The sequence below is a fragment of the Burkholderia sp. BCC0397 genome (assembly GCF_902832865.1).
Taxonomy (GTDB): Bacteria; Pseudomonadota; Gammaproteobacteria; order Burkholderiales; family Burkholderiaceae; genus Burkholderia.
Genome location: NZ_CADFDL010000019.1, coordinates 119364 through 134606, shown reverse-complemented (window position 1 = coordinate 134606; position 15243 = coordinate 119364). Strand labels below are relative to the sequence as shown.

General features: G+C 63.0%; 17 protein-coding genes. 13 read left to right on the top strand and 4 right to left on the bottom strand.

The genetic code is table 11. The features are described 5' to 3' along the window. Positions 1-657: 657 nt before the first annotated feature. The 5 genes from HWX03_RS34525 to HWX03_RS34505 all read left to right on the top strand — a co-directional run bounded on the left by HWX03_RS34525 (position 658) and on the right by HWX03_RS34505 (position 4904). Positions 658-1200: a suppressor of fused domain protein gene (locus tag HWX03_RS34525; RefSeq protein WP_175874371.1), complete on the top strand. Its 543-nt coding sequence runs from the start codon at positions 658-660 to the stop codon at positions 1198-1200. Positions 1201-1385: 185 nt separating this feature from the next. After that, positions 1386-3047, top strand: a complete 1662-nt coding sequence (locus tag HWX03_RS34520) for an RHS repeat-associated core domain-containing protein (protein ID WP_175874370.1) — start codon at positions 1386-1388, stop codon at positions 3045-3047. Between the two features lie 90 nt (positions 3048-3137). Next, complete coding sequence (locus HWX03_RS34515; RefSeq protein WP_175874369.1) at positions 3138-3449, top strand: hypothetical protein; 312 nt, start codon at positions 3138-3140, stop codon at positions 3447-3449. Between the two features lie 16 nt (positions 3450-3465). Further along, entirely contained in the window at positions 3466-3990 is a 525-nt protein-coding gene (locus HWX03_RS34510; protein ID WP_175874368.1) for a hypothetical protein, read from the top strand. A 350-nt stretch (positions 3991-4340) separates the two neighbouring features. Then, positions 4341-4904, top strand: coding sequence for an RHS repeat protein (locus tag HWX03_RS34505; protein WP_175874367.1), 564 nt, complete (start codon positions 4341-4343; stop codon positions 4902-4904). Here the strand turns inward: HWX03_RS34505 and HWX03_RS34500 are convergent. After that, positions 4867-5763 carry a LysR substrate-binding domain-containing protein gene (locus tag HWX03_RS34500; protein ID WP_175874366.1) on the bottom strand — a complete coding sequence of 299 codons (897 nt, stop codon included), beginning with the start codon at positions 5761-5763 and terminating at the stop codon, positions 4867-4869. The two genes, HWX03_RS34505 and HWX03_RS34500, sit on opposite strands and share 38 nt — an antisense overlap. A 162-nt stretch (positions 5764-5925) precedes the next feature. Between HWX03_RS34500 and HWX03_RS34495 the strand changes: the two genes are divergently transcribed. From HWX03_RS34495 to HWX03_RS34460, 8 genes are all read left to right on the top strand, one after another. Then, positions 5926-6777 carry an ABC transporter permease subunit gene (locus tag HWX03_RS34495; protein WP_175874365.1) on the top strand — a complete coding sequence of 284 codons (852 nt, stop codon included), beginning with the start codon at positions 5926-5928 and terminating at the stop codon, positions 6775-6777. Positions 6778-6784: 7 nt separating this feature from the next. Continuing rightward, the gene (locus HWX03_RS34490; protein WP_175874364.1) at positions 6785-7828 is read left to right on the top strand and encodes an ABC transporter ATP-binding protein; all 1044 of its coding nucleotides are present in this window, start codon (positions 6785-6787) and stop codon (positions 7826-7828) included. Positions 7829-7854: 26 nt separating this feature from the next. After that, positions 7855-8943 (top strand): extracellular solute-binding protein, encoded by a 1089-nt coding sequence (locus HWX03_RS34485; protein ID WP_175823602.1) that lies wholly within the window; start codon positions 7855-7857, stop codon positions 8941-8943. Positions 8944-8953: 10 nt separating this feature from the next. Beyond that, positions 8954-9784 carry an ABC transporter permease subunit gene (locus tag HWX03_RS34480; RefSeq protein WP_175874363.1) on the top strand — a complete coding sequence of 277 codons (831 nt, stop codon included), beginning with the start codon at positions 8954-8956 and terminating at the stop codon, positions 9782-9784. A 76-nt stretch (positions 9785-9860) separates the two neighbouring features. Next, complete coding sequence (locus HWX03_RS34475; protein ID WP_244107378.1) at positions 9861-10316, top strand: TIGR00725 family protein; 456 nt, start codon at positions 9861-9863, stop codon at positions 10314-10316. Between the two features lie 120 nt (positions 10317-10436). Beyond that, complete coding sequence (locus HWX03_RS34470; RefSeq protein ID WP_034206306.1) at positions 10437-10631, top strand: YqaE/Pmp3 family membrane protein; 195 nt, start codon at positions 10437-10439, stop codon at positions 10629-10631. A 118-nt stretch (positions 10632-10749) separates the two neighbouring features. Further along, entirely contained in the window at positions 10750-12066 is a 1317-nt protein-coding gene (locus tag HWX03_RS34465; protein WP_175874361.1) for a HipA domain-containing protein, read from the top strand. Between the two features lie 14 nt (positions 12067-12080). Next, positions 12081-12365 (top strand): helix-turn-helix domain-containing protein, encoded by a 285-nt coding sequence (locus HWX03_RS34460; protein WP_175874360.1) that lies wholly within the window; start codon positions 12081-12083, stop codon positions 12363-12365. Positions 12366-12487: 122 nt separating this feature from the next. Here HWX03_RS34460 and HWX03_RS34455 read toward each other — a convergent pair whose 3' ends face one another. From HWX03_RS34455 to HWX03_RS34445, 3 genes are read right to left on the bottom strand one after another with little or no spacing between them, the layout of a single operon-like run. Continuing rightward, positions 12488-12667, bottom strand: a complete 180-nt coding sequence (locus HWX03_RS34455; RefSeq protein ID WP_034187692.1) for a hypothetical protein — start codon at positions 12665-12667, stop codon at positions 12488-12490. Then, positions 12639-13646, bottom strand: a complete 1008-nt coding sequence (cydB, locus tag HWX03_RS34450) for a cytochrome d ubiquinol oxidase subunit II (protein ID WP_175823597.1) — start codon at positions 13644-13646, stop codon at positions 12639-12641. Before cydB ends, HWX03_RS34455 begins: the two co-directional genes overlap by 29 nt. 29 nt (positions 13647-13675) lie before the next feature. Next, complete coding sequence (locus HWX03_RS34445) at positions 13676-15088, bottom strand: cytochrome ubiquinol oxidase subunit I (protein WP_174431197.1); 1413 nt, start codon at positions 15086-15088, stop codon at positions 13676-13678. Between the last annotated feature and the right edge of the window lie 155 nt (positions 15089-15243).

Below are 15243 nucleotides of genomic sequence, written 5' to 3'. Positions count from 1 at the left end.
GCTGGGGCGGTTCTTGCAGACGGATCCGATTGGGTATAAGGATGACCTGAACTGGTATGCGTATGTGGGGAACAATCCGGCGAACCTGACGGATCCGAGCGGGCTTGCGGCGGCTTCGGCCAAAGCGTTTAATAACTCGACGTTGGGCAGTTCGGCGGGATTTGAGTTCAGTAGCGCGGGGCGCGGCAGTGGGCCTGGAGTTCAGGTTGCTGCCTCCGACGTGATGTCTCTTATACGATCACGTCATGCCTTGCCGCTGGTGGGGGGTGGTGGTGTAGGAGGTCCGACCGGAGCGATCGGAGGGCGGGGGCAGGGTGTAACTGCTGCAGAGTTGCGATCGGCTGGTCGGGCAGATTTTAATGCGTCGCGAGCTGACGCACTGGCCGCAAGCGGTGGAAAATGTACATATTGCGACAAGGGCGTGGCGACCGCTGGAGATCATGTGAAATCCCTGAAATCGTACGCTGATGATGTCAATGCTGGGAAGATCAGTCGATCGGAGGCTATCGAGCAAGCAAATTCCCGCGGTAACATCACTGGCGCGTGCACGTCTTGCAATAGCTCCAAGGGCGCTCGTGAGCTCAGTCGGACCCAGGGGCCTGGAAAATGGGTGGCGCCCAATGGGTTTTATCCAGAGTAACTTATTGGAACGAAGTGATGACGCTAGAACAGTACCAAGCCGCAGTTTTGAGTTATCTCTTTGGTAGATTGCCAATTGGTAATGACGTTGATACGCTCGAGTTCTCTTTGTCAGGTGAGTTTTCCGGAAAGTATCGTGTAGCTCATTCACGTATTGAGTCATCAGGCCCGGCAATGCGGTTGGTCTTCACATTGCCGAGCTATACTCGCAGTGTCTTTATTGCTTTGACACGAACGAGGCTAAATGAAGCCGCGCGGATCTTGGCAAATTTAGAGGACTACGAGCGAGAGTCCTCCATGCAACTTGGTCTCGGTGAGGTTGTGATTACACCTGACAAAAGGTTGAATGGGGCAGATGTACCCTACGCCGTTATCTTGTTGAGAACGGTCACCTCGTTTGACTGCGCTAACGTACCTGACCGTTATATTCTCGATGGAAGGGAGACGCTTTTTTATCTCGTGGTGCCGCTCACAAAAGATGAATGGGAGCTGCGTCGGTTGCGCGGGCATGATGCGCTTATAGATAAATTCCAAGATGAGGGTAAAGAGCTTTGGATTTGACGCTGTGTGATCATGAAGTGATCGGATGATATAGGCGTCGTGCTCGGTTAATGTGGGCGCTATATAGTTTTATCGCCAACGTCGACGGCTGATGCGTCTTGATGTTCGGCGGTGAATAGAAGCGAATTGTCAGTACGCGTGGGGTGCGAGTAGTACCTCGCACTCCGCAGCGCAACGGCCAGGTGGTGACGCAGAGCTTCGATGCGTTGAATCGCCTGGTTTCGTGTACGTTCCCAGGCGGTGTGGGCAACGTGCAGTACAACTACGATTTGCGCGGCTTGAAGACGGCGTCGCAGTTCGGTGACGGCAGCCATACGATCATCAACAGCTACGACGGCCTGGGTCAACTGACGCAGACGAGTACCGGCGGCAGGACGCTGCGCTATCGGTATGACGCGGCGGGCAACGTGATCGATGTTGCGTGGCCGGATGGCTTCCACGTATCGACGCAGTACGACGGCTTCGGTCGACCGTCGCAGTTGTTGGAAAACGGCACGGCGAGCCTGGCGAAATACAGCTATGACGCGCTCAACCGTCGCGCGACGGTGGAGCTGGGTAACGGGACGCGTACGGAGTTTGCGTACGACAATCAAGGGTGGTTGTCGGCCCAGGATCACCGGTTCACGAGCAGCGCCGAGGACTGGATCGCGCGGTTCACGCGCAACCAGTTGGGCGACATCACGCGCTCGAGCGTGACGAACAACCGATACGGTTGGAAGCCGGCGACGGGGAGCCTGACGTATACGGCCAACGGGTTGAATCAATACCGTACGGCGGCCGGGCGGGCGGTGACGTATGACCTGAACGGCAACCTGACGAGCGACGGGATCTGGACGTATTCGTACGATCTGGACAACCGGATGCGGACGGCGACGCGGCGGGGCACGAACGCCGTGCTGGGCTATGACCCGGAAGGCCGGCTGATTCGGACGACGATCGATGGCGCTGAGACGACGCTGTTGTACGACGGGCAGGCGCTTGCTGCGGAATACGATAAAGCCGGCGCGTTGGTTCGTCGTTACGTGTTCGGTCCGGGGACCGATGAGCCGCTGGTGCAGTACGAAGGCGCAGGTACGGCCTCGAAGAGCTGGATGTATGCGAACCAGCAGGGGAGTGTGGTTGCGCTGGCGAACAGCAGCGGGGCGACGACGAGTAGCCAGGCGTATGGGCCGTTCGGGGAGACGGACGGGACGCTGGCGTCGCGGTTCGGGTATACAGGGCAGCAGTATCTTGCGCCGCTGGGTTTGTATTACTACAAGGCGCGGATGTACTCGCCAACGCTGGGGCGGTTCTTGCAGACGGATCCGATTGGGTATAAGGATGACCTGAACTGGTATGCGTATGTGGGGAACAATCCGGCGAACCTGACGGATCCAAGCGGGCTTGCGGCGGCTTCGGCCAAAGCGTTTAATAATTCGACGCTGGGTAGCTCAGCCGCTTTTGCTTTCAGCAGTGCAGGCTTCTCGCATGGGCCGAGCTATCAGGTCGCGCAAGTAAGTGCGAGAAATGATGCAATAACGCCACTGTATCCAGAGGCTCTTATCCCTACGGTGCGAATAGCGAAAACTATTTATAGTGCTTTGGCTGCGGGGAAGAGTGTAGAGCCCTCCCCCAAGTTGCTGTCGCAACAAGAGCAAAAATCCATCAATTCTTATGAGAAGCTGATTTCGGAGCATCAGCGGAAGATATCGGAATTTAAGGAGAATCCCACTGTGCGGCCAGGCATGGAGGGATTGTCGAGAGAAGTGATTGAGAAGCAGTGGGAGCGGCGAATTCTTCATCTTGAAAGGGAAATCGAAGCATTTAAGGGTAATATTGATAAAATCAGGAATGGCCCCGGGAGGTAATTGGTGATTGCGTATCGTGATTATCTGTATATGTCGTTTTCGGAGTCTCTTGACAGAGAGGGATGCAAATTCATGCCTACAGTTTGCCTCATGATCGCTGATCAACCAGTGAGTAAGGGGTTGATTGATTCCGTGGTAAAGGATGCAATTGCAATTGGATGTCAGTTCTTTATGACGTGGGGCTCGTGGGCGGAGGCTCTTCATGATGCTGTGGATGAGGTGATCGAAGATGGTGATGATTATTTGTTGAACGTTGTTACTACCTCGCATGAAGGTGAGCCGTTGGTTGATGTTTTGGATTTTTTGCATACTGGAGCTTTGCCTGGGAATAGCAAATTTCGATGTTTGGTTGTTGGTGACAAATCAGATTACGATTTGAGAGCTATCGTTGTTCCGCGGTGAGTTTTAATAGTCCTGCATGTCTCGCTTTGTCATTCAACGCCCGCTATTACGCGGGCGTTGTTTCAATCGTTTCCGCCCAATACCCGATTTAAGAGTGATCAATGAGGAATTGAAAATGAGCGTGCGATCATATCCGGAAGGGGTTGACTGTGTTTGGTTGGCATCTGATCGTGAAGGAAATATAGGAGCATTCATTACTGCGGGGTGTGGACCAATTCCAGAAGTGGTGATTGATTATGAATATATTGATATCGACAATATTGAGGGTCGGCTTTGTGAGCTTCCAATAGTTTCGGGCGCTAAACTTCTGGTATCTGTCAAGCGGCCTGATGATTTTATTGATTTGGCTGAGCGAGGTTTGTTTGTTTTTGATTGGGCGGATATTGCTCGGACTGATCTGTCGGCTTCGCGTGTGTATGAATTGGTGGCGATGCCGAACAATCCAATTTCTGAAATTTCATTGCTATCCGATCCGGATTTGTCGGGATTGGCAAGGTTTTGTCGCTTGATGAGGTACGTTTTTCTTCTCAAAGAGTGGTGAACATTTCCTCATATGTGAACTGTATAGAGGTTGGATAATTTAGCGGTGCGGGTTGTTCCGATGCCCGTCATGTGCGGGCATCGTTGTTGAGGGTACCAAGCACGGAGAACTCTTGACTGAGGGAGGGAACTACGCGAGGTGAAGCTTGACGTGCTCTACGCGAACGACTGCCTCCGAGATGTCGTGAGTGTGCAGAAGATCGTCTGTTGCGCAGACGACGGGATTGATGATCAGATCGGCTACGACGCGTTTCAAGTTCGGCCAGCCCGGATGGATGACGAAGTTCCCACCGTCCTGACGGACACGACCGCCTGTTCCGCACGCACTATCCGCTGGATGGGTCGCCTGGCTTGGGGGATGCGAACAATTACGAGCAGTACGCGTGGGACGCGAGCGGGAACCTGATCGCGCTTCGCAAGTGTAATGGCCAAGTGGTGGTGCAGAGCTTCGACGCGTTGAATCGTCTGGTTTCGCGTACGTTCCCAGGCGGTGTGGGCAACGTGCAGTACAACTACGATTTGCGCGGCTTGAAGACGGCGTCGCAGTTCGGTGATGGCAGCCATACGATCATCAACAGCTACGATGGTCTGGGTCAACTTACGCAGACGAGTGCCGGCGGCAAGACATTGCGCTATCGGTATGACGCGGCAAGCAATGTGATCGACGTTGCGTGGCCCGATGGCTTCCACGTATCGACGCAGTACGACGGCTTCGGTCGACCGTCGCAGTTGCTGGAAAACGGCACGGCGAGCCTGGCGAAGTACAGCTATGACGCGCCCAACCGTCGGGCAGGATCACCGGTTCACGCGCAACCAGTTGGGCGACATTACGCGATCGAGCGTGACGGCTCGCTGCGTTCTTTTTTGAAACCGTCTCTTATGTGCGCCCGGCTTCGTCCAGCATCCACTCCCTGAACCGCCTCAACGCATCGCTCGTGTCGAGGCGCTCCGGCGCGTAGCACAGGTAGTGTCCCTGCGCGTCCACGTCGACCGGTGCGTCGAACGGTTCGACCAGCGTGCCCGCCGCGAGATTGTCGAGAATCAGGAAGCGCGGCACGAGGGCGATCCCGAGCCCGGCCTGGGCCGCCTGGATCAGCACCGAATACTGCTCGAAGCGCGGCCCGGCCAGCGCGTTCATCTGCGTCGCGCGATGACGCTCCGCCCAGGCGGACCACGCGATCTCCGCCTGCTCGTGCACGAGGCGAGGTGCCGCCGCCACGTCGGCGGGCACGTGCAATGCATGCCGGTCGGCGAATTCGCGCGAGCAGGCCGGCACGAAGGTCCGCCCGCCGAGATAGTCGCTTCGCACGCCTTCCCATCCCCCGTCGCCATAGCGGATCGCCGCGTCGAGCCCGAACGGAAACACGTCGCCGGGCGCGAGATGACGGCGAAAGCTCAGCGTGACGCCCGGCGCGGCCGCGAGAAAGCGCGTGAGCCGCGGCAACAGCCACTTGGTCGTGAACGTCGGCACGCTCGCGATCGTCAGCAGGTCGCTGTTCTCACGGGCGCTCAGCAGTTCGATCGACGCGTTGCCGATTTCGCGCAGCGGCCCGACGACGCGCGCGTGATACACCTGGCCGGCACGGGTGAGCGCGAGGCCGCGCCCCTCGCGCACGAACAGCTTCACGCCGAACAGCGCTTCGAGGTTCGCGATCTGCCGGCTGACCGCGCTCGGCGTCAGGCCCAGTTCGCGGGCCGCGTAGGAGAAGTTCAGGTATTTCGCGGACGTGGCGAATGCATGCAGCTCCGCCACGTTCGGATACAGGTGCTTCATGGCGGGCTATTCCGTCCTTGCACAGGTCGATGCGCGCTTTTTACGTTTTTTTCATGACGATGCCATGTCGAAACCGCATACTGCGCCGGCTTCGACAACGCATGCGGGCCCCGTCCGGCGGGCGTCGCACGAGGTTTTTTCCGATCGTCAGCGAGTGTCTTCATGCCTTCGTCAACCGCCCCGGCCATGGCCGACGGTATTCCGATTCGTCGTAACAAACCGGCCCGGCCGACCGTCGGGCGCCTGCTGCTGCAGGCGCTGCTCGCGGTGTTCGGCCTCTACCTGCTGTTGCCGATCGCCTTGCTGCTGATCGGTGCGGTGGGCGAAACGTGGACGAACACGTTGCTGCCCACCGGTGTCACCGGGCACTGGTTCGCCGACCTGGCCGCGAACCGGAGCTTCACGCGCGCGTTCGGCGTGAGCTTCCTCGTCGCGCTCGCGTGCTGTGCGCTCAACGCCGTGATCGGCCTGCCGCTCGCGTATGCGCTGCATCATCGCGCGCAGGCCGGCGGCGGCTTCGCGACGCGCGTCGTGATGCTGATGCCGGTCGCGGTGCCGGCGCTGACGCTCGGCTTCGGCTACATCGCGATCTTCAGCGGCGACACGTTGCCGTGGCTCGGCACGCTGCCGCTGATGATCGCGGCGCACGCGGTGCTGACGCTGCCGTATCTGCTGCAGACGCTGCTCGGCGACCTGCGCCACCTCGGCCTCGCGCGGCTCGAGGCCTGTGCGGCGACGCTCGGTGCGACGCCGCTGCGCCAGTTCGTCACGATCGTGCTGCCGAACCTGCGCCACAGCCTGTTTTCCGGCCTCGTGATGGTGGCCGCGCTGTCGATCGGCGAATTCCAGATCTCGAACCTGATCGCCGGCTTTCGCTACCGGAACTATCCGATCGTGTTGCTGCAGGCGTTCTACGGCGCGACGGGGATGGCGTGCGCCGCCACCGTCGTGCTGCTCGTACTCGCCGTGCTCGCGACGCTCGTGTCCGTCGGCACCGTGCAACGTCTGAAGTGAGTCATCCATGAGCGTCGAATTCGAACACGTCAGCTTCCAGTATCCGGGCGCCCGCCATGGCGTCGACGACGTCACGCTGTCCGCCGCGCAGGGCGAACTGCTCGCGGTGATGGGGCGCAGCGGGTCGGGCAAATCCACGCTGCTGAGGCTCGCGGCCGGGCTGCTCGACGGCTGGCGCGGCCGCATCGCGATCGGCGGCGACGACGTGGCCGGCGTGCCCGTGTGGCGGCGCGAAGTCGGGATGGTGTTCCAGCACTACGCGCTGTTCCCGAACCTGTCGGTCGTCGACAACGTCGCGTACGGGCTGCGGATGCGCGGCGTCGCGGCCGACGCCCGGCGCCGGCGCGCGCTGGACATGCTCGAACGGGTCGGGTTGTCGGCGCATGCGACGCGCGGCGTCGCGATGCTGTCCGGCGGACAGCAGCAACGCGTCGCGCTTGCGCGGGCGCTCGTGATCGAACCGAAGCTGCTGCTGCTCGACGAGCCGCTGGCGGCGCTCGATGCCGGCATCCGCCATCAGTTGCGCGACGAGATCCGGGCGCTGCAGCGCGCATGCGGCGCGACGACGCTGTTCGTCACGCACGACCAGGACGAAGCGTTGAGCATGGCCGACCGCGTCGCGATCGTCGACGGCGGGCGCGTGCTCCAGACCGGCACGCCGCGCGACCTGTACGAGCGTCCCGCGACCGCCCAGGTCGCGCGCTTCGTCGGGCATTCGACGCTGCTGCGCGGGCGCGTGATCGCGCACGGTGAAATCGACGCGCGTTTCGCGACGCTGCGCGCGGAAACAGGCGCGCATCGGCCGGGCGCGGAGGTCGAGGTGCTGGTGCGACCCGAACACGTGCAAGCCGATCCGCCGGAACACAGCGCCAACCGCATCGAAGGCCGCCGCGGGGACGTGCGCTATTTCGGCGCAACGCAGCGCTACGACTTCATTCCGGACGGCTCGGCCGACGTGCTGCTGTGCGAAGGGCGCGAGCCCGCGGCGCGCAGCATCGCGATCGAGCCGCGCCATCTGCTCGTGCTGCCGGCGTCGCCGGACGCGCCATGATTTATTTCGTTCAACGGAGATTCACGATGCTTGCAGGCTCCCCTCTTGTGAAGGCCATGCGCGCCCGCGTGCTGGCGCTGTGCGCGCTCGCGGCGCTTTCCTGCGCGGCGGCCCAGGCCGCGCCGCTGTATCCGGGCGAAGACGCGCTGTACGCGAAGGCGGCCGACGAAGGGCTCGTCGTGTCGTTCGACACGGGCCCCGAATGGGCGAACTGGAAGGCGCTGTTCGCCGAATTCCGCAAGCGCTACCCGAAGGTCGAGATCACGTACAACGACATCGGCTCGGCCGCGACCGTCGTCGCGCTCGACAAGTCGCGCCGCCGTCCGCAGGCCGATACCGCGTACTACTTCGCGGCATCGGCGCTCGACGCGGCGGGCAAGGACGTCGTCGCGCCGTTCAAGCCGATCAACTTCGACAAGCTGCCGGGCGTGTTCCGCGCGACCGACGCCCGCTGGTTCGCCGTGCATTCGCTGAACATCGCGTTCCTCGTCAACCGGAAGCTCGTCAAGAACGTGCCGCAGCGCTGGTCCGACCTGCTGAAGCCCGAGTACCGTAACGCGGTGGTCTATCTCGACCCGCGCTCGACCGGGCAGGGCCAGGTCGCGGTGTTCGCGGCCGCGTATGCGAACGGCGGCAGCGTCGAGAATCCGAAGCCGGGCGCCGACTTCTTCGGCAAGCTGAAGAATGCCGGCAACGTGCTGCGCGTCGAGGGCACGACGCCGTACGCGAAGTTCGTGAAGGGCGAGATCCCGATCCTGATCGGCTACGAGAACGACGGCCTCAAGGCGAAGTACGCGGACGGCATGGGCGATGCGGCCGACGTCGTGATTCCGCAGGACGGCAGTGTGTCGGCGCCCTATGCGATGAGTCTCGTGAAGAACGGCCCCAACCCGTCCGCCGCGCAGCTCTGGCTCAACCTCGTGATGAGCGACGTCGGGCAGGCGCTGTTCGCGCAAGGCTATGTGCGCCCGGCGGTGCCGGGTACGCCGGTCGCGCCGGAAGTCGAGGCGAAGCTGCCGAACGCGCCGCAGGTGCGCCCGCTCGATGTCGCGAAGGCGGCGGCGCGCAAGGCCGAAGTCGACCAGCTCTGGTCGCAGGCCACGCTCGGCAAGTAAGGGGCGCGGCATGCAGGCTTCCTTACCGGAGCGCGGCGTGCTGCGCCGCTTCGGCGCGCTTCCCGCGGTGGCATTGCTCGCGGTGTGCTTCGTGCTGCCGCTGGCCGCGTTGGTCGATGCCGCATGCGCGGACGGTGGCCGCGCGTTCGCGGCGGTGTGGCGCGATCCGCTCGTCGCCGATGCCATTGCGCGCTCGTTGGCGCTGGCGGTTGGCGCGGGCACGCTGTCGGTCGCCGTCGGCGTGCCGGTCGCGTTCGCGCTCGCCGGACAGTCGCCGGCCCGTCGCCACTGGTCGCTCGCGCTGCTCGGCGTGCCGCTGGCGTTTTCCGGGCTGGTGATCGCGTATGGCTTCATCCTCGCGTTCGGTCGCGCGGGTTTCGTGACCACGCTGCTGGCCGCGCTGGGCGCCGATCCGACCGTGGTCGGCGGCGCGATCTACACGATGCCGGGGCTCGCGGTCGCCTATGCGTATTACCTGGTTCCGCGCGTCGCGCTGATGATCTACCCCACGCTCGCGAATCTCGACCGGCGGCCGCTCGAGGCGGCGCTGACGCTCGGCGCGCGGCCGTGGCGCGCGTGGCTCGACGTTGCGTGGCGCGAGCTGTGGCCGTCGGTCGCGTCCGCATGGTGCCTCGTGACCGCGATCGCGCTCGGCACGTACGGCACGGCGCTCGCGCTGGCCGGCACGCAGATCAACATCCTGCCGCTGCTGATGTATTTGAAGCTGTCGGACGGGCAAACCGATTTCTCGCAGGCGGCCGTGCTGTCGATCGTGCTGACGGCCATCTGTACCTGCGTGCTCGCACTGGGAGAAGGCCTTGTTCGGCAACGGCGTCATTGACAGTGCGTGGCCGGAACCGGCACGCGACGCGCTCGCGCGACTGGCGCAACGGCAACGCGGCGCGCACCGGCACCGGATGCCGGTCGGCGTGATCGGCCCGCGCGACGCGACGGATGAACAGATGCGGGTCGCGGAACGGATCGCGCACGCGGTGGCGGCCACCGGTATCGCGCTCCTCGGCGGCGGCAAGCAGGGCGTGATGGAGGCCGCCGCGCGCGGTGCGCATGCGGCCGGCGGCTGCGCGATCGGGCTGTTGCCCGAAGACGATGCCACGCTGGCGAATCCGTACCTGAGCGTGGCGCTGCCGACCGGGCTCGGCATCACGCGCAATGCGCTGGTCGCGCGCGCGTCGGTGTGCCTGATCGCGGTCGGCGGCGGGCTCGGCACGCTGTCCGAAATCGCGCTCGGGTTGCAGTGGGGCAAGCCGGTGTTCACGATTTGCGGCGCGCCGCAGGTCGCGGGCGTCGAGTGCTTCGACGAAGCGGACCGGCTCGTCGCGCGGGTCGCGCAGTGGCTGGCCGATTCGGCGTAGAGCGGGGTATCGGCAGGGGGCATCGCCCGGCGCGCGTCGTGCCCGGGCTTGAAACGGCGCGCGCAACCCGCCATATTGGCCGGGTATCACCCGTTCAACGACGTACCGACAGGATCGTTCATGCGCCTTCTGCTTGCCCTGCTGCTCCCGTGGTTCCAGTTCTTCACGATCGGCCGCCCGATCGCGGGAATCATCTGCTTGCTCTTGCAACTCACGATCATCGGCTGGCTGCCGGCCGCGATCTGGTCGGTGTATGCGCTGAGCCAGTACAAGACCGATCGCAAGATCGAGGCGGCGTTGCGCGGGCGGGGGTGAGGCGCAATGAGCGCAGCAGAACCCTTGCCGGTAGTTCGGCTGAGTAGTTTGCATTTCGGTAGAAATTTATATATTTTATTCATATCGAGAGATATGATCTGTATAGATTTTTGCCGAAATGATGAATTCCTGCACCATTCAGCTTCACGCCGCCGGTCACTGGCACGACATCGGCAGCGTCACCTTGTTCGGCGAGCCTGATGAAGGATGGCACGCTCGCGCCTACTCGGGCTACGGCGTTGAATGGATCGTCCGTCATCAGACTGCGCGCGATGCGCATGCGATGTCGTGCACCTTTCCCGTCGAACTCGAGCCGCTGGTGACATCCCATTGGCCGGTTTTCCTGATCGATTTGTTGCCCCAGGGTTTCGGTCGCCAAGAACTGTTGCGCCGCCTCGATTTGCCGGAAACGGCTGAGGAGCGTGCCGATTGGCCATTACTGCTGGCGGGAGCCGGCAATTCGATCGGTAATCTGCGGATCAAGGAAGCCGCGCAGTGGCTTGCCGAGCGACAGGGGCCGCAGCAAGGTTTCACGGACGACGACGTCGCCATGCGCGGAGACGCATTCAGCGAATATCTCGCCGAACACGGATTCTTCGTTGCAGGCTCCTTGGGTGTGCAGGGTGAATGGCCGAAGCTATTGCTGACCCGCGCCGACGATGGGCTGCTCTACCTCGATCACACGCTGCCCGACGAGCGTGCGGTTGCACACTACATCGTCAAGTTCGGACGTGGCAGCAACGAGAGTCTTGCACAGATCCTGCGCCACGAAGCGCCCTACATGGCGTTGGCCCGGCGTCTTGGTCTGCGCGTGCATGCACCGCTGACGCTGCGTGATCGGGCGCTGTTCATTCCGCGGTTCGATCGCGCGCGAGTGGGTGACGGCGTTGTCCGGTTCGCCCAGGAAAGCATTGCTTCGTTGACGGGCAAAGCCGGCTTCGGCGTCGTGCCGAGTCACGACGAGGTATGCGCGCATCTCGTACGGCAATGTACGGATCCCCAAGCCGAGGTTGCGGAGTACTTGTGTCGCGACGTCGCCAATCTTGCGTTGGGCAATAAGGATAATCATGCGCGAAACACCGCGTTGCAACGCGATTTCCAAGGGCGCATCGCGTTGACGCCGCTTTTCGACTTTGCGCCGATGTATCTGCATCCGGATGGCATTGCCCGACGCATTCGCTGGGAGGGAAATGACGGTGGCCGGCCGGACTGGGCGAGAGTGCTTGACACGGTGGTCCGGCCGAGCGAATCCTGGGCGGGGAGCGAGCAACCGGTGCTCGATCGCGATGCATTGCAGGCGCGGCTGCGTGCAATGGCACCGCGCTTGCAGGAGATCGCCGATCAAGGGGCGGATCTTGGGCTGGAGGCCGATGTGCATGCGTTTCTTAAACCGGGCCTGGAGCGGCTTGCGCGCGAACTGAATGCGCTGCGCTAAACGGGGATGGCACCATGGACAAACGCTATAACACGATGCCGCTTCCCGAGCAGCTCGCACTGCGGCGGCAAGCGATCGAGGAGGTTCTTGCGCACCCTGAATGGACGCTGCGCGAATCGGTGCGTCATCTGAAGAAGACGATGCGGTTGACGAGTGCCGAAATGGCCAAGCTGGCCGGCGTATCGACCAAGACGATTCAGGATATCGAGCAGGGTCGCAGCGACGGGACGGTACAGACGATGAATCGCGTCTTCGGCATGCTGGGGCTTAAATTGGGTGTGGTGCGACAGAGCTCGTAGCCGGGCGGGATGTGTCGTCCGCGGGTTCCTCGTTATTGCGGCCTGGATGCAGCCAGCCGAAGCCGCAGCCCAACGACAAAACGGCCGCCCGGGCCGTCGTTCCCCCCGGGCGGCCGCTCCGCCTATTTCACCGCAAACAGCGTCAGGTTCATGAAGATCTTGAACGCATAGCCGAGCGTGACGGCGCCGATCACGCCGCCCGCCCACAGTACGACGAACCACATCCAGCCGCGCATCCGCGGCCGCGGCGCCTCGGGCGGGCGGTCGGCGGAATCAGTGGTGGTAGTAATGCTGGTCTTCATGGCGCACCTTGCCTCGGAATACCCAATAACCCATCGTCGTGTAGGCGATGATGATCGGGAGGATAACCGCTGCGCCGACCAGCGTGAAGGTCTGGCTCGAACGCGGCGCCGCCGCTTCCCAGATCGTCATCGTCTGAGGAATCGCATACGGGAACAGCGTGACGAGCAGGCCGACGTAGCCGAGCAGCACCAGCGCCAGCGCGAGCACGAACGGCGTCATGTCGTGCCGGTTGCGCACGGCGCGGCGCATCCATACCGCGCACGCGGCCACCAGGAACGGCACCGGGAGCAGGCGCCAGAACAGGCCCGAATCGAACCAGCGCTGCGCGATGGCCGGATCCTGCAGCGGCGTCCACAGGCTGACGATCGCGATGAAGCCGAGCAGCACGACGGTCAGCGGCCACACGACGCGATGCAGGCGCCGCTGCAGGTCGCCTTCGGTCTTCGCGACGAGCCAGCAGCAGCCGAGCAGCGCGTACGTGACGATCAGGCCGAGGCCCGTCAGCAGGCTGAACGGCGTGAGCCAGTCGAATGCGCCGCCGGCGTACACGCCGTTCTTCACGTCGATACCCTGCAGGAACGCGCCGAGCGCGATCCCCTGGAACAGCGTCGCGCCGGCCGAGCCGCCGATGAACGCGAGATCCCACAGCTGCTTCGTGCGGCGCGCCTTCGCGCGGATCTCGAACGACACGCCGCGGAAGATCAGGCACACCAGCATGAAGATCAGCGGCAGGTACAGCGCCGACAGCACGGTCGAATAGACGATCGGAAATACGGCGAACAGCCCGGCGCCGCCGAGCACGAGCCACGTCTCGTTGCCGTCCCACACGGGCGCGACCGTGTTCATCATCAGGTCGCGTTCCTTCTCGTCCGGGAAGAACGGGAAGACGATGCCGATGCCGAGGTCGAAGCCGTCGAGCACGACGTACATGAAGAGCCCCAATGCGATGATCGCGGCCCAGATTACGGTGACGTCCATAGGTTTTCTCGTATGCGAAAGGAGTGGGCTCAGACGGTCTCGATCAGCTCGTCGACGGCCGACATCGGGCGGCGCGCGGTGTGATCGGGGCGCGTGTCGGGCTTGTCGTCGTGCTTGACGTCGGGCAGCGCGGGGCCGGCCTTCATCAGCTTCAGCATGTAGTACACGCCGGTGCCGAACACGAGGAAGTACACGATCACGAACGTCATCATCGACAGGCTGACCTGCTGCACCGACAGCGGCGACACGGCCTGCGCGGTGCGCATCACGCCATATACGACCCACGGCTGGCGGCCGGCCTCGGTCGTCACCCAGCCCGCGAGCAGCGACACGAAACCGGTCGGGCCCATCACGAGCGCGAAGCGCTGGAACCACTTCGATTCATACAGGCGGCCGCGGCGGCGCAGCAGCCACGCGAGCGCGGCGAGGCCGATCATCGCGAAGCCGAGGCCGACCATGATCCGGAAGCTCCAGAACACGACCGTCGAATTCGGGCGGTCTTGCGGCGGGAAGTCCTTCAGCCCGCGGATCTCGCCGTCCCAGCTGTGCGTGAGGATCAGGCTGCCGAGGTGCGGCACCTTCACCGCGTAGCGGGTCGTCTCGGCCTTCATGTCCGGGATGCCGAACAGGTTGAGCGCGGTGCCGCCCTTTTCGGTTTCCCACAGCCCTTCGATCGCGGCGATCTTCGCGGGCTGGTGCTTCAGCGTGTTGATGCCGTGCTGGTCGCCGATCACGGCCTGCAGCGGCGCGAGCACCAGCAGCAGCCACAGCGCCATCGAGAACATCTTCTTCACGCCCTGGTCGCGGCGGCCCTTCAGCAGGTGCCACGCGCCCGTCGCGGCCACCACCAGCGCGGCGACGATGAACGCGGCGATCGCCATGTGGAACAGGCGGTACGGGAACGACGGGTTGAAGATGATCGCGAACCAGTCGGTCGGCACCACGCGGCCGTCGACGATCTCGAAGCCCTGCGGCGTCTGCATCCAGCTGTTCGACGCGAGGATCCAGAACGTCGAGATCAGCGTGCCGATCGCGACCATCAGCGTCGCGCCGAAGTGCGCGCGCGGGCTCACGCGATTCCAGCCGAACAGCATGATGCCGAGGAAGCCGGCTTCGAGGAAGAACGCGGTCATGACCTCGTACATCAGCAGCGGGCCGGTGACGGCGCCGGCGAAGCTCGAGAAGCCGGACCAGTTGGTGCCGAACTGATAGCTCATCACGACGCCGGAGACGACGCCCATCCCGAACGCGACCGCGAAGATCTTCGACCAGAACAGGCAGAGTGTCTTGTAGTACTGCTTGCCGGTCTTCAGCCAGCGATATTCGAGCACGGCGATGAAGCTGGCGAGGCCGATGCTCAGCGCCGGGAAGACGATGTGAAAGGAGACGGTGAACGCGAATTGCAGGCGGGCCAGATCGAGGGCCGAAAATGCGGTGTCCATACCAGTTGACCGAGGCTGACGATACCCGCCGGCGGGTGCCGGCGGCCCCCGGCCGACAGGCATCGGGGTTGGCTGGAGTATGGATCGCGATGTTGCACCGCGAAATGCGCCAACTCGTCGCAGATGTCCAACCTGTCGCACGCCATTTCGGGATA